The 12958-nt window shown below is 66.7% G+C and carries 13 protein-coding genes; 6 read left to right on the top strand and 7 right to left on the bottom strand.

Annotation, left to right across the window (positions count from 1 at the left end; genetic code table 11):
• Positions 1-2: 2 nt before the first annotated feature.
• From KRR26_RS07085 to KRR26_RS07105, 5 genes are all read right to left on the bottom strand, one after another.
• Positions 3-527: a DUF3592 domain-containing protein gene (locus tag KRR26_RS07085; RefSeq protein ID WP_120206037.1), complete on the bottom strand. Its 525-nt coding sequence runs from the start codon at positions 525-527 to the stop codon at positions 3-5.
• 55 nt (positions 528-582) lie between these two features.
• Positions 583-1743 (bottom strand): hypothetical protein, encoded by a 1161-nt coding sequence (locus tag KRR26_RS07090; RefSeq protein WP_217079440.1) that lies wholly within the window; start codon positions 1741-1743, stop codon positions 583-585.
• A gap of 62 nt (positions 1744-1805) precedes the next feature.
• On the bottom strand, positions 1806-2942 hold the full coding sequence (locus KRR26_RS07095) for a DUF6348 family protein (protein ID WP_217079441.1): 1137 nt from the start codon (positions 2940-2942) through the stop codon (positions 1806-1808).
• Positions 2943-2969: 27 nt separating this feature from the next.
• Entirely contained in the window at positions 2970-4940 is a 1971-nt protein-coding gene (locus KRR26_RS07100) for a patatin-like phospholipase family protein (RefSeq protein WP_217079442.1), read from the bottom strand.
• 136 nt (positions 4941-5076) lie between these two features.
• Positions 5077-6003 carry a hypothetical protein gene (locus KRR26_RS07105; protein ID WP_217079443.1) on the bottom strand — a complete coding sequence of 309 codons (927 nt, stop codon included), beginning with the start codon at positions 6001-6003 and terminating at the stop codon, positions 5077-5079.
• A 179-nt stretch (positions 6004-6182) separates the two neighbouring features.
• Between KRR26_RS07105 and KRR26_RS07110 the strand changes: the two genes are divergently transcribed.
• Positions 6183-6767: a YdeI/OmpD-associated family protein gene (locus KRR26_RS07110; RefSeq protein ID WP_328707072.1), complete on the top strand. Its 585-nt coding sequence runs from the start codon at positions 6183-6185 to the stop codon at positions 6765-6767.
• A gap of 68 nt (positions 6768-6835) precedes the next feature.
• Here the strand turns inward: KRR26_RS07110 and KRR26_RS07115 are convergent, their stop codons facing one another.
• Both KRR26_RS07115 and KRR26_RS07120 read right to left on the bottom strand, forming a co-directional pair.
• Complete coding sequence (locus KRR26_RS07115; RefSeq protein ID WP_120206027.1) at positions 6836-8452, bottom strand: alkaline phosphatase family protein; 1617 nt, start codon at positions 8450-8452, stop codon at positions 6836-6838.
• Positions 8453-8541: 89 nt separating this feature from the next.
• Entirely contained in the window at positions 8542-8712 is a 171-nt protein-coding gene (locus KRR26_RS07120) for a hypothetical protein (RefSeq protein ID WP_217079445.1), read from the bottom strand.
• Between the two features lie 201 nt (positions 8713-8913).
• Between KRR26_RS07120 and KRR26_RS07125 the strand changes: the two genes are divergently transcribed.
• From KRR26_RS07125 to KRR26_RS07145, 5 genes are all read left to right on the top strand, one after another.
• Positions 8914-9057: a hypothetical protein gene (locus KRR26_RS07125; RefSeq protein WP_217079446.1), complete on the top strand. Its 144-nt coding sequence runs from the start codon at positions 8914-8916 to the stop codon at positions 9055-9057.
• A 202-nt stretch (positions 9058-9259) separates the two neighbouring features.
• On the top strand, positions 9260-10378 hold the full coding sequence (locus tag KRR26_RS07130; protein WP_217079447.1) for a hypothetical protein: 1119 nt from the start codon (positions 9260-9262) through the stop codon (positions 10376-10378).
• A 2-nt stretch (positions 10379-10380) separates the two neighbouring features.
• Positions 10381-11196, top strand: a complete 816-nt coding sequence (locus KRR26_RS07135; RefSeq protein WP_217079448.1) for an AHH domain-containing protein — start codon at positions 10381-10383, stop codon at positions 11194-11196.
• 5 nt (positions 11197-11201) lie between these two features.
• Positions 11202-11822 (top strand): imm11 family protein, encoded by a 621-nt coding sequence (locus KRR26_RS07140; protein ID WP_147422952.1) that lies wholly within the window; start codon positions 11202-11204, stop codon positions 11820-11822.
• Entirely contained in the window at positions 11819-12604 is a 786-nt protein-coding gene (locus KRR26_RS07145; RefSeq protein WP_120206017.1) for an Imm49 family immunity protein, read from the top strand. The genes KRR26_RS07140 and KRR26_RS07145 overlap by 4 nt, the downstream gene beginning before the upstream one ends.
• Positions 12605-12958: the final 354 nt, after the last annotated feature.

The raw sequence follows: 12958 nt of genomic DNA on the forward strand, positions 1-12958 counted from the left end.
GCTCACAGCCGCCCCAGAATCTCCGCCCGCTTCGCCTCGAACTCACTGGGGCTGATGAGCCCCGCGTCCGCGAGGCGTTGCAGGTCGGTCATCGCCTGCACCGGGTCCTGCGGCGGCGCGGCGGCGGCCCCCAGCACACGTGCCAGATCGACGGCCTGTATGGGCCCGAGGATGACGAGGCGCTGCGGGTTGTTGGGATCGACCCGCACGTTGATCCGCAAGCCCGGGCCCCAGACCGCGAGGCCACTCATGTGCGTCAAGCGCGTCCGCGTCCGAACCTGATAGGGCGCTCGCCCCTCCATCCGGACCTCCAAGAGGATGGAATAGACATGGGCGCGGTTGATGCGAAGCGCGGTGTCCTGCATCTCCAGGACCGTGGCCGTGGCCGGTGTCCCCTCCGCGCGGAGGCGAGCATCCGCGGCCAGGAGTCCGCCCTTGACGCGAAGAAACCCGTACATGGCCAGGCCCCCGCCAAGCAGATACGCGCCGAAAGTCAGCCATCGAGTGAGCACGGTCATGTCGGACATGGAGGGCCTCGAAGAAACGCCGAGCGCGCATCGTAGCGGGCCTCGCCCGTCGTGTTCAGCGCAAGAGGCCCGTCCACCAACGAATCTGGAGCCCGGGCTCGGTGACGAGGGGCGCGAACTCCACCAACGTCCCCGTGCGGGTGAGGCGCAGCCACGCACCGTGACACGGGGGCGAGGGCGGCGGAACGACCACCTCGCCACAGTCGACCCCGGCGGCCGTGCGCACCTCGATGAAGGGCGTGCACGCGAAGTCGCCCTCCGGCGAGGTGAGCCCGAATCCGCTCCCACCTCCAACCCAGCCCACGTCGAGCTGTGGCTGCGAGGCGAGCCAGGGCGGGGCCAGCAGCAATGACTTGTCAAAGGGACGGAACCGCCCCAGCCACGCGCGCTGGGTGCGCAATCCCAGCTCACCACGGAGCAGCGGCTGCACCTGGACATCCGCCCACGCGGACAGATGGGCCGCCACCTCGAAGGACTCGCCCACCGCGACGCCTCCGGGCTTGAACCAACGCGCCCCCCATTGAAGATGGTCATCGCTCTCCGAGAGGGCGAAGACGACGAGCGCCGCATCCGCGGAGGTGGAGCCCAAATGGACCGGCGTCGCGCGAGTGCTCGAGAAGCCCGTGATGAAGAGCGGGCCTGAGACCGGCGCGCCCGTCGCGTCCAAGGAGAACGCCTCCACGCGCCGGGTGTTCGAGGAGATTGGCCGGACTCGGACGAGCAGCGTGCCGCGCCCCATCCAGGGAACGGCATCCTGGACGCCCGAGTAGGTCTCCGGACGCTGGGTCAGTTTGCCATCAGCGGACAGCACGCGGAGCACCGGGGTGAGGTCGGTGGACGACAGCGCGCCCATCAGATGAAAACCCGTGGCCTGTTCCACCACGTGGGACTGCGGCGGAAGGTCGAAGAACCGCGCCACCCGGACGCCATTCGGGCGGAGCAGATCGAGCCGGTAGGAATTGGCCACGCCATTGCGGTACTCCGCCAACACATTGCCGGCCCCATCGACCCAGACATTCACGCTGTCATCGGGGTCCGTCGATTCGAGCGTTCCCGTGGGCTCACCCAAAGGCCCGGGGAGCAGCGCCTTGCACTCCGAGGACACAGGCCCAGCCCCCAGCAGGAGTGCACCAGGTCCCGAGCCCTCACGTGCCCCCGCCGCGTTGCCTCCCAGACAGACCGCGACGCAGATTCCCAGCATCCCCCAGCCACGCATGTCGTCGGCTCCCCCATCGAGAAGCCACGAAGCTAGGTGGGCGTCGTCCGATGGCGAGCCCCTCAGCCCTTCGGGGTGCTCCGCTGTCCGCCCACGGCCATTCGCAGCGCGTCCATGCCCTCCCGCGTGAGGGGAGCGACCCAGGGAGCGATGAGCGCACCGTTGGGGTCGGTGCCTGCCTCCATGGCCCGGCTGAGTGCGTTCAACATGGCGCTGCGCGCGATGACAACATCGAGCTGCGACCGCGTCAGTGACTGCTCGGAGAACACCTGCTCCGCGAGGCGCATGGACTCGGCCCACAGTGGATCGTGCTCCAACTCGACCTCGTGCCGCTCCCCGGGCGCGGCCTCATCCATGAAGATGAAGGAAGTCGGCAGCTTCACGCCCAGGTCACGCACCACCACGCTCGCCAGCGCCTCGGGCAGATAGACGACCAGCTTCTCCGCTTCGAGCAGGCTGGCGCCTGCCTCCAACGCCTCCTGGCGCAGGACACTCAACGGCCGCGAGGGCGGCTCGACGAACGAGGCCAGGACCCGGCTCGCGTCGACGCCGCCTTGGATGATGGCGAACAAGCGGTGGCTGAGGAACGCCTCGGCGCGGGGCCAAGGGGCGGCCTCCAGCGCGGCGCTCAACTCGGGCCACGGCGCGTTGTCGAGCTGGACCTCCAGCGTCATGGGGGCGTGGTTCATCTGCGCGAAGAAGACTCGCAGCGCATGGACCCCCGGCGACAGCGCCACCGTTTCCAGAGCGCCCCACAGCGCCTTCAGCCACGTGGGCGCCCCCGCCTGCGCGGATGGTCGAGTCGAGCGGATCAAGAGGTCGCCCACGATGACCCGGCGAAGTCGTCCCCCAATGCGCCATTCCTGAACGTCAACGTGCGAGTCCGGGGCCCGAATGAATGCCCCCAGCAAGACATGCAGGGAGCCGCGCACGAAGTTCTGCACGGCGTCCTTCCTGGCCTCTGCCTGCGATCCTCCGAGGCCACCGAATGACTCGACCCAGATCCGGCCCGCCCACGGCGCGATGGCGACATCGAGCCGAACGGTGCGCCGCGGATCGCTCCCTTCGGCTTGAATCCATGCCGCCTGGGCGCGGACGCTCCCCTCGCCTACCCGGAGCCACTCGCCCTCCTCCTGGCAAGCGACTCCGTGGGACTCCAGCAGCTCGCGCAGGATGGGATTCGCGGACTCGATGCTCATCGCGGGCCGAGCCTACCCGCCCAGGGTTCAGAAAGGCAGCCAGGAGGGCCGCACGCTGCGCGGGTTCGCGAGCGCGCTGCCGAGCTGAACGCTGAGGTCTCCGAACGCCTGATTGTCCAGGTACATGGACTCAATCTGCTTGCGGCCCAGCTTCACCTGCGTGGCCTTGCCGCGCGCGTCCGTCGCGGTGACGAAGTCGCCCCCGGCGTAGGAGACCTTGAACGCCTCGCCCTTCACTGTCACCGGCACGTCGAACTTCATGTTCGCCGGAACCTGGGTGACCATGTTGGTGCCGCGCGAGCCCGGCACCTTGAGGTCATCCATGAAGTTGCGCAGGAAGTCGCGCGTCACCTGATGCGTCTGCTGATCGAGAATGGGGTCGACCTTCTCGTCGTAGCCGAAGCTCAGCATGCTGTCGCCCTGCTTCGGGTTCTCCAGGTTCCAGGTGGGAACGCTGAGCATGAACTGGTTCGCCCCAGGCTGCGCCTTGTCGCGCCAGTCCTGCGCGGCCGTGGCGTTCTGGTTCAGCAGCATCAGGCCGTTGACGCTGTTCCAGAGCACGTCATCCGTGTCGAGCTGGCCCGTGGGCAACGGCTTCGGCGTCGCCTGACCGTTCGAGGGATGCGAGCCGCCGCGCGAGTAGAGCGACGCGCCAATCTGCGGCAGGTCGTTCTTGTTGTAACCCATGGGCATGTTGTCGAGCGTGCCGCCGTCGACCAGGTGGACGTTGCGGCCCGTGGTCGGATCCACCATCTGCACCGGCTCGAAGACCCCGGGGATGGCCATGGAGGCGCGGATGGCGAGCGCCACGGGCGTGTCCGGCGTCGTCTCCTGGCTGAAGACGAAGATGCGGTCCTTCGCGCTCTTGAATCCCTCGGGGCCCACCGCGCTGTCGTACGCCTTGGCCGCCACGAGTTGCAGCGGGACCTTCAGGTCCGCGAACGTCACGGGCCGATCCTTGATGCCCGTCAATTCACGCAACTTCGAATCGAAGAGGTCGTACGCGGCCTGTCCATTCAGCAGACCGCCGTCCTTCATGTCCAAATCCAAGTCATACAGCTTGGACAGACGCGGGTCCTTGGCCAGCGCTTCAATCTGCTTCGGATCCGCGCCCGTCGCGGCCATGGCCGCCGCGATGGAACCCGCCGAGGTGCCCGAAAGGCTCACGGGGACGACGCCCAGGTCATGCATCTCGCTGAGCATCGCGGCGTAGCGTTTGCCTTTGCCGCCACCGCCCTCCAGGCTCAGGTGCACGCCAATGGGCTCACCGTCCTTCACCGGCATGCCCGCCTGCGCGCGGTTCTTCGCCACCGAGGCCGTGTACGCCTGCGCCTTGGCCACGTCCCCACCGAACAGCAGGTCCTTGGGCGTGGGCGGCTTCGTCACGGGCGTCCCCGTGGGGAAGCGGCTCGCGGAGACCTGCCCGTTGGGCAGCTCCTTGGCCAGGAACTGAGGATCCACCCACAGGGAGCCCGGCTTCGGCGCGTTGGCGCGCGTGTAACCCGTGGTGCGGGTCAGCTCGCCCTCGGCCTTCTCCAGCGCGGCCTTCACCTCGGCGCGGCGCGGGTGCGCCGGGGGCAACATGTCCAGCTCCGCCGCCAACGACCGGACCTTGCCCAGCGTGTCGCGGAAGCCCTGCGTCTGGGCGATGAACTTCTTGCCCTGAACGTCATCAATCTTCTGCGGGATGATCTTTTCCAGCACCTTGCGCAGCGCGCCAAGGTCCACCGAACGCAGTGCGTCAGTGGGAATCTTGAGGGGCTTGCCGGTGAGGGTGATGCCATCCCAGGGCTTGGCGCCATGGGTGGGCTTGAGCCCGCCCAGCTTGGGCAGGTGCGCCTCGAAGGTGTCCACGAGCTGCTTGGCGCCCCGAGCCACGTTCTGCACGCCCTGCGCGACGCGCTCGAGCAGGTTGGGCTTCGCCGCCTTCTCCGCCGCCTTCGGAGCAACGGTCCGGGGCAGGGACGAGGACGACGAGGACAGAGGCTTCACGCTCATGAGCGACTCCAGACGAGGGGGCGTGGGGGATTATCGGGCGCACGATGTCGTCGGTTGTGTGTACGTGCGTTTTCACACGGACGGTCCACGACACAGTGCGTCCTTGACGCAAGACATGGCGCGATGCGCCGTGAGCCTATTTGGCGCTGGAGCCGTGATACGTCTTGCGCAGCTTCAGCTTGGTGACATCCACCGAGGAGCTGCCCTGCCCCGCGGACGTGCAGGACCAGAGCGAGGTCTTGGGGGCCTTCTTGCCGTGGCCATGGGACAGCCCGTTGTAGACCGAGCCCGCGATGAGGTAGCGGAAGACGTTGGGCGCCCCGTCACCGACCAGCGAGTCGTGCTGCTGCATCCCCTTCCAGAAGACACAGTATTGCTTCAGGGCCGCCCAGGCGCCCTTGGAGTAGCGCGGGCTCGCCAGCATCCAGACCTCGATGAGCGAGCACATCTCCATCGCGTAGTTTTCGTCTGGGAGCGTGTAATTCATGGCCTCACAGACACTGCCGGCGGCGCTGACGTTGAGCGTGACGTCGCCCTGGCCCTGCCACCCCGCGAGCTGACTGAGCTGGATACGCCACATGCCCAACGAGTCCACCTCGTTCAACGTGGGCGCCATGAACGTCTTGGGCTCGGGAAGGGAGAAGGTGCCTCCGTCGATGGGGCCCACGCCCGCGTCCATCACGTAGCCCCCCCAGGTGTACATGAGGAAGAGCGACCACGCGTCCTTCACGAAGGCCCGGTAGCTCCGAGGCGTCGCCGCGTCCAGGCCCCACGTGAGGATGTCTGTCATTGCCGCGACAGCCCAGTCATCCGACTCCGAGTACCAGTAGTACCAGCGATACGCCCTTCCCGTCGCCGCGCCCAGGAAGGACTGGATGCCTCGGACGGTGACGTTCTTGTGGCTGGCGAAGTCGCGCTGATACGTGGCGACGTGCGCGTCGAGACACCAGAAATAGATCTTGATGCCCTGGCCCGAGCACCGCGTGGCCAGTCGCCGCGGCGCATCGATGTCCTTGGTTCTGTCCGTCGGGGGCTCGCCAATCCAGGTGTAGTGGACATCCATGTTTCACGGCTCCAGCGCTGATACACGCGAGCCTACGGATGCCCCACGGGGGCCTCAAGAAAATCACGCCCATGGCAGGGCGGTCTCGCGGCTCCGCGGTGGCCTCGACAAGGACCGGTGGCTTCGGCATCCTGCCCCAAGGTCGAGGCGCATCGATGCCTCCTGTTGGAGTCTCCCGCGTGCCAACGAAGTCCGCCTCGCCCGAGGCGCCGGTCATCGCCTTCCGTGACGCCAAGGCCTTCGAGGTCTGGCTGGAGCGGCATGCCGCCGACCCCGTCGGTGTCTGGCTGAAGCTCGCGAAGAAGGGCTCGGGCATTCCCTCCCTGACCGACGATGAGGCGGTCGATGTCGGCCTGTGCTTCGGGTGGATCTCCGGCCTGCGCAAGTCCCTCGATGCCACGCACTACTTGCAGAAGTATGTGCCCCGCCGACCACGCAGTCGCTGGTCCCAGGTCAATGTGGCCAAGGTCGCGGCGCTGACCCGAGCGGGGCGGATGCGCCCCTCGGGACAAGCGGAAGTCGACGCGGCCAAGGCCGATGGGCGATGGGCCGCCGCGTACGAGTCGCAGCGCGACGCCAGCGTCCCACCGGACCTCGCCGAGGCCCTGCGCACGAGTCCGCGCGCGACGAAGACCTTCGAGGCGCTCGGCAAGACACGACAATACGCGCTCATCTTGAGGCTCTTGACCGCGCGAACCGCCACGGGCCGCGCGACCCAGCTCCGCAAGGTGATGGACACCCTCGAAGCCCCGTCCACGGAGTGAGCCCCGGGCGCTCGAAGCGCCCTGCACCCATCGCGCGAAGCAGGCTCGCCGCGAGCGAGCCTGAGCCCCTACCCTCCGGTCAGCGCCTCCGCGCGCGGCTTGCCCTCCGCCGCCGCGGGCATCCCCATCTCCAGCAGCGCGGACAAGGTGGGCGCCACATCCACCGGGTTGATCTCCTCCAGATACACGCCCGGCTTCACGCCTCGGCCCACGAACACGACGGGCACCTGCGTGTCATACGAGTAGGGCGTCCCATGGTTCGTCCCGCGCGGGTAATCGCTCACGACGTGGAAGGGCTTCGCGACGAAGAGCACGTCCCCGCTGCGCTGCGGAGAGAACCCGCGCCGCAGCGGCGCCACGAGCCCCTCGATGTCAGGCGCGGCGGCCAGGTCATCCTTCGCCACGGCCAGCTCCACATAGGGCTGCTTCGCGAGCCAGACCGCCGCCGCGCGTCGCACCGCCACCGCGTCCAATTGACCCGACTCCAACGCCTTGCCGCCCAGGTAGGCGTCCAGTTCCATCATCTTCACCGTCACGTCCGCGCCGAACTTCGCGCGCAGCTCCTGCGCGAGCCCCTTCTCCACGTCATTGGGGTTGAGGCGCATCGCGGGCGCCCCTGCCTGAGCCCAGGCCTCGGGAATCTCCGCGCCGCCGTGGTCCGCCGACAGCGCGATGACCAGATTCTCGCGCCCCCCCGCAGCGCGCTCGGCGGCGGCGATGAGCTCGCCCATCGCCTGGTCCAAGCGCAACAGCGTGTCCTGCGTCTCCCATGAGTACGGACCGAACGCATGGAACACCGCGTCCGTGCCACTGAAGCTCACCGCGAGGATGTCCGGCACGTCGTCCTGGCCGAGGTGCTCGGCCTCCATCGCCGCCTTCGCGGCCTGCACGAGCAGGTCATGCGACAGCGGCGACACCGCGAACGCGCGATACGACGCGGGCCCCGGCGCCGAGAGTCCGCCCTTCAGCGAGTGAGGGAACGTCCGCCCCATCCCGTAGGCCTCCGGCTCCACGTCGCGGGCATCCTCGCCCACGTATTCAGTGCGAGGACGCAGCAGCTCCCACGTCTTGCCGAAGCCCGCATCAGCCAGCTTGCGTGCGTTGAACGCGCGCATCCACTCGGGCTCTTCCTTCGCGTACCAGGTGCTCGTCACCATCCGCCCGGTGGACTCATCGAACCACCACGCTTGTCCCTGGCGTCCGGCCAGGGGAATCGCGGCGCGAGCCTTGAAAGAGAGCGCGACCACCTTGCCGCGCCCCTGCGTGGAGACGCGCAGGCGGTCCGCGAGGGACTCGGCCATGAGGTTGACGGGGCTGGTGTCGGAGCCCGGAGCGGTCGTGGCGTTGAGGAGCGACTGCTTCGGATCCCAGTACGCCTGGAGCACCTGCCCTGTCGCGCGGTCGTAGACCTCATTGTCCACGATGCCGTGGCGCCAGGGGTTGGCGCCGGTGGCCAGCGTGGCATGTCCCGGAGCGGTCCGCGCCTCCGCATAGGCATACCGGGCATAGGGATAGTACGCACCGGTGGAGAGGAGACGGCCCAGGCCGCCAGTGAGGCGCGGGCGGTTGCGCAAGAGGACGTCGCTTCCCATCGAGTCCACGCTGATGAACAGCGTGAGCTTCGGGGCCTTGGCGGAGGCAGGCAGAGCGAACAGAACCAGGAGGGCTGCGAGGAGGCGCGACATGGGGGCGGCAGCCTCCCCGGACGGATGCGCAGAAGCAACCCACATGAGTGAGCGCTCGGTGGATATCCCGTGACGCGCGCCCCCCCATCTCACGCTCCGTCCGCCACGCCCCAGCGCCTCGCGGACTTCGCCCCTGGAGCAAGCGAGCGCAAGTCAGCGCGCGCCGCCAGCCCCCGCGCCGTGGCGCTCACGTCACTGCGCATGAAGCACGAGTTGATGCGCGCCTGGAGCGAAGCGCGCGTGGCGTACTCCAGGCGCATTCCCCCACCACGCCGCATCCGGGTTCCGGCCTTCGACGAGGTGACAGCTCCCGCAGTGGAGTCGTCCCCCGTGAACTCCGGGAGCAACCCGTAGGGATGCGCGGCAATGGACTGGCCGCGCATGACCTGATGCCCGAGAAGGTGAAGTCCGAGGAGACGAACGAGTCCTGGCGCAGCGTCCGCGCCGAGGCATGACAGCCGATGCAGGTCGACGTCTCCTGGACGAAGGTCTCCATCGAGGTGTTGGCGAGCACGGGCCGAGACACGCCGAGCACAGTCGTCGGCTGCGGCGCCGCATGGGCGGAAGCCACGGGGACCTGGGTGTCCACCAGCGCGCAGTGCTGAGGTACGGAACCCGCCGAGCTGAGCGCCGCGCAGGTCCGCATTCAACGTCACCACATCATCGGAGCAGGCGGTGCCCCCATCGCAGACGGGTGGCGTGGAGGGAAGCGGCGCGGTGTGGACGACCTGGGCGGGTACACCCAACTGGGTCTGGGCATTCACGCGACAGTCCTTGCAGGCGGGGTCCCTTATTTGTGGAGTCGAGATGCTCGCCGTCACTGGAATCGGCATGGTCTCGGCGCTGGGGAGAGGCGTCGTGGACGGATGCGCGGCGAGCAGGGCAGGACTCCTACGTATCGCTCCACTGGATGAGCCACGCCTCTTCGACGCAGATGGCGGTGGGAGTCAGGCCCCACAAGGGCACTCTATTCCCTGGGTCACGGCAGGGTTCTCGGGCCTCGGTCGTCTCACCGCGCTCGCGGTCGCGGGGCTGGCGGACCTCGCCCTGAGCGTGGAGGTCCGAGACCTCTCTCGGAGCGCGCTCTACCTCGTTGCGCCAAGCGACATTCACCGCCGCATCTTGGAAGAATCAGGCCTCCTCCCCGAGGAGTGCGATGCCCGGCGAGAGGTCTACACAAGGCGGTTGATGCCCGCGGTGCTCAAGAACATGAGGTCATGCATGCCTCCCGCCATTCAACGAACGTTGTTCGGCGATGCCGGCCTCTTCGAGGCACTCCGCGATTCAGCAGAGCTGCTTCGAACCCACCAGGTCGACCGCTGCATCATCGGAGCCCTCGACAGCCTGGTCGAGCCGCAGGTGGCTTGGTCGCTGGACCAACTCGGCCTGCTCAAAGGCCCCGAGCACCCAGTGGGCGTCCTCCCAGGAGAAGCCGCGGCCTTCGCCGTCCTTGAGCTGCCCGCCTCCGCCAAGCGTCGAGGAACCTCCATCGAAGCGTCCATCAATGCCTTCCATTTCGAATCGGAGCGATTCCACCGTCGCTCGCGGCAGCCCGCCTTGGGGCAGGCACTCTCGCGCTGCGTCCGGACAACCCTGGAGGCCCTCTCTGACAGAGGGGAGGAGACCGGACTCATCATCGGGGCATTGAACGGAGATGCCTACCGGGCACAAGACTGGGGCACCGCGCTGGTGCGCCTCAGCGACCTGCCACTGAGGACGACACGGCAGTGGTACCCTGCCCAAAGCGTTGGGGAGATTGGTGCGGCAACTGGACTGGTTGGCCTCTGCATGGCCATCCGTGGATTCGCTCGAGGCTATGCCCAGACTCGGGATGTCCTTGTCTGGACCGCCGGTGACGACGGCGGCAGGGGTGCGTTCCACGTCAAAGCGCCCGAGCGCTCGCTGCGAAAGGAAGGGAGGACCTAGAGATGGCCACTGGCAAGCACGTTGCCCTCGCGAAAGAGAAGGACCATAAGGACCAGAAGGGCTGCGTGAACAAACATGAGGTCACGTTCGACAGTCCGACCTATCCCAACTGCGCCTACAAGCCCAATGGGTACAACGCGGCACTGGGCGAGGTCGTCAAGGGCACAGCTACTTCAAAACACTCCCTTTACGAATACGACTTCACGAAAACCCATCCAGAAGGAACCCCGCTCGAGCTGAATCATCGGGCGCGCTTGCCCAACCAGATGGCGGTGTTCTCGTCAACCGGCCGACAGCCCAAGGCAGAGAAGGAACTGGGCCTTCCGCGCAAGGAGCACAAGAATACCGACCCGCGGCTCACCACGAATGCTTGGCACTTCGTGGGCAGCAACTACAAGGTCGGTCATCTTCCTTTCGGGCATGAGTACCACCACATCATGCCCGAGGAGGCCATCTCCGAGGCGCTCACGGAGAAAGAAGCAGAGGTCCTCCAAGCCGCCGAGTACAACATCAATACCGGCAAGAATTTGATCATCCTCCCCATCACCCAGGATGTCGCCTTCGCGCTGATGCTCCCCAAGCACAAAGGGTGGCACCGCGCCTACAACCAGTCCTGCATCAACGTCCTCAACAGCTGCAAGCAATCCCTATCAGAGAGTGAGGACGGACACGAGATCACGGCGGCCAATGTCGCCGGTGTTCGGACCCAGATCGAAACGTGGGAGGACAACACGTTTCGATCGATTGTCGCCGCGGGGAAGACTACCGCGATGACGAAGAAGGCCGCGGCGAAGATCAACGACCTCTTTCGGAAGTAGTCCAGATGTCCCCCACCATGGAAGCAACCGCGATGACGTCGAGCGAATACTTCATTCTGGACTGGCTGGTACTCGATGGGTACTGCGCCATCTTCAACATCCCGGAAGGGATGTCGAAGATACACAAGCCCGCGCGCGGGATTCGCATGGGCACCGAGTATCCAGACGGCCTTCGGTTCAGCATGACCAAGCAGGAACCGGGTCTGAAGATCGCTGACGTCATCCCGAATGCCCTGAATTACTTCATGGTGACCAAGCGGATGAAGGAGCTGCTGGAACAGCACTCCGGCGCGGAGATCGAGTTCCTCCGATTCACCCTGCTGAATCATCGGGGTCGGGTCGCCAGTGAAGATTGCTATATCGCGAATGTCATTGGCACGCAGGAGTGCGTCGACATGCAACGCACAGAAGGAGATCTGGATCCGCTGAAGCCGGAGCGATTCATGTATTTGAGGCGCCTCGCCTTGAGCGAGGACAAGATCGAGACCTCCGCGGGAGTCTTTCGGAGCGCGGCGGTCCCCCGGCTGATGATTGTCCGTCGTGCACTCAAGGAGCAGCTCGAGAAGGAAGGCATCACGGGGGCCACCTGGTACCCGGTGGGTGACGAAGTGGACATCACCCTATGAGTCACGACTACGTGGACGTGGCCCGGTACAACATGTCCCTGAGCCTCCACGCCAGCGTGGAAGGCATGGCGCTTCAGGATGAGTCCCTGGCCCACCACATATCGAACGCCTGCGTGACCCACAGGGTGCTCGGCATCTGCGCTTTGCTCCTGAACGCCGATGCCGACACGTTCGCGGCGTCGCTCTGCAAGGCGGGGCAGGCCCGGCATCACCTGCTGACCCTGACACAGACCCGCGCCATTCCGACGGAACTCCGGCTGGGGAGCGACACCGTCGGGTTCAGTGATGCCTTGGCCGCGGGTGATCTCCCTACCGCGCGTGAGATTGCACTCCTCTCCTCGCGACACCACATCGAGGGCATGGAGTACGAAGAGGACTTCCTCTTCGCGCACTTCCTGCACCAGATGATGGACACGCGCCGCAGCGAGGATGCACTTCATCGTGTGCTGACGCACTGGGAGGCCGTGCTGGAAGGAGGGCTCGACCCACGGCGCGAGGTCTGTCACGCCCTGCTCCTGAAGGACGTCTCCGCCTTCGAGGCCGCGTTCACGTCACTCCTCTCCGAGCGGAAACGAGAGTTCACGGAGTACCGTCGGCGGCCGGATTTTGATGCCGAAGTCGGAGCGACAACGGGCCGGATTCACGTGGACGGGCTGGCATTGCTGCGACTCGCGGAGCTGGAGGGCCTGCCTCCACTGCCTGCCCTCGAGTTCGTTCCCGCCTTGGCGAGAGTTCCACGCGGGACTCCGCTGCCTCCGGCCCAGTCCTGGAGAACAGCCTGAACAGCGACGAACCGCCTCGCAGCAGTCCTCCGTGAACCCCAGCACTCACGTGTTCCCTCTCGCCAAGAGAGCGCGTCCCAGTTCGGGGGGCATCAATCACGCGGCCTCGCCTCACGTGAGTGAGCCAAGGCGCACCACCGAGAGCCCCAGCGTGTGCAACGTACTGGGTGGCACAGCAGACGTGACGAACGCCGAAGGCACGACTCGCCGCACCTGTCAGCCTGCGGAGCTCGAGCGTGTTGTTCACGGTGCTGCCAGCCTTGGCGGTACGCACCCTCGCGGGCTCACAGCTGGGAGCCACCCTAGGTCGGGGCGCGCCCTGGAGTGCGGCATCGTCAACCACGTGGCGCCATG

The sequence above is a fragment of the Citreicoccus inhibens genome (assembly GCF_019039035.1).
GTDB classification, from domain to species: domain Bacteria; phylum Myxococcota; class Myxococcia; order Myxococcales; family Myxococcaceae; genus Citreicoccus; species Citreicoccus inhibens.

Bases quoted from the DNA above. Each gene is read 5' to 3' on its own strand.
- KRR26_RS07085 (WP_120206037.1), bottom strand. From the start codon at position 527: ATGTCCGACATGACCGTGCTCACTCGATGGCTGACTTTCGGCGCGTAT.
- KRR26_RS07090 (WP_217079440.1), bottom strand. From the start codon at position 1,743: ATGCGTGGCTGGGGGATGCTGGGAATCTGCGTCGCGGTCTGTCTGGGA.
- KRR26_RS07095 (WP_217079441.1), bottom strand. From the start codon at position 2,942: ATGAGCATCGAGTCCGCGAATCCCATCCTGCGCGAGCTGCTGGAGTCC.
- KRR26_RS07100 (WP_217079442.1), bottom strand. From the start codon at position 4,940: ATGAGCGTGAAGCCTCTGTCCTCGTCGTCCTCGTCCCTGCCCCGGACC.
- KRR26_RS07105 (WP_217079443.1), bottom strand. From the start codon at position 6,003: ATGGATGTCCACTACACCTGGATTGGCGAGCCCCCGACGGACAGAACC.
- KRR26_RS07115 (WP_120206027.1), bottom strand. From the start codon at position 8,452: ATGTCGCGCCTCCTCGCAGCCCTCCTGGTTCTGTTCGCTCTGCCTGCC.
- KRR26_RS07120 (WP_217079445.1), bottom strand. From the start codon at position 8,712: ATGCGCCTGGAGTACGCCACGCGCGCTTCGCTCCAGGCGCGCATCAAC.
- KRR26_RS07125 (WP_217079446.1), top strand. From the start codon at position 8,914: ATGCAGGTCGACGTCTCCTGGACGAAGGTCTCCATCGAGGTGTTGGCG.
- KRR26_RS07130 (WP_217079447.1), top strand. From the start codon at position 9,260: ATGCTCGCCGTCACTGGAATCGGCATGGTCTCGGCGCTGGGGAGAGGC.
- KRR26_RS07135 (WP_217079448.1), top strand. From the start codon at position 10,381: ATGGCCACTGGCAAGCACGTTGCCCTCGCGAAAGAGAAGGACCATAAG.
- KRR26_RS07140 (WP_147422952.1), top strand. From the start codon at position 11,202: ATGTCCCCCACCATGGAAGCAACCGCGATGACGTCGAGCGAATACTTC.
- KRR26_RS07145 (WP_120206017.1), top strand. From the start codon at position 11,819: ATGAGTCACGACTACGTGGACGTGGCCCGGTACAACATGTCCCTGAGC.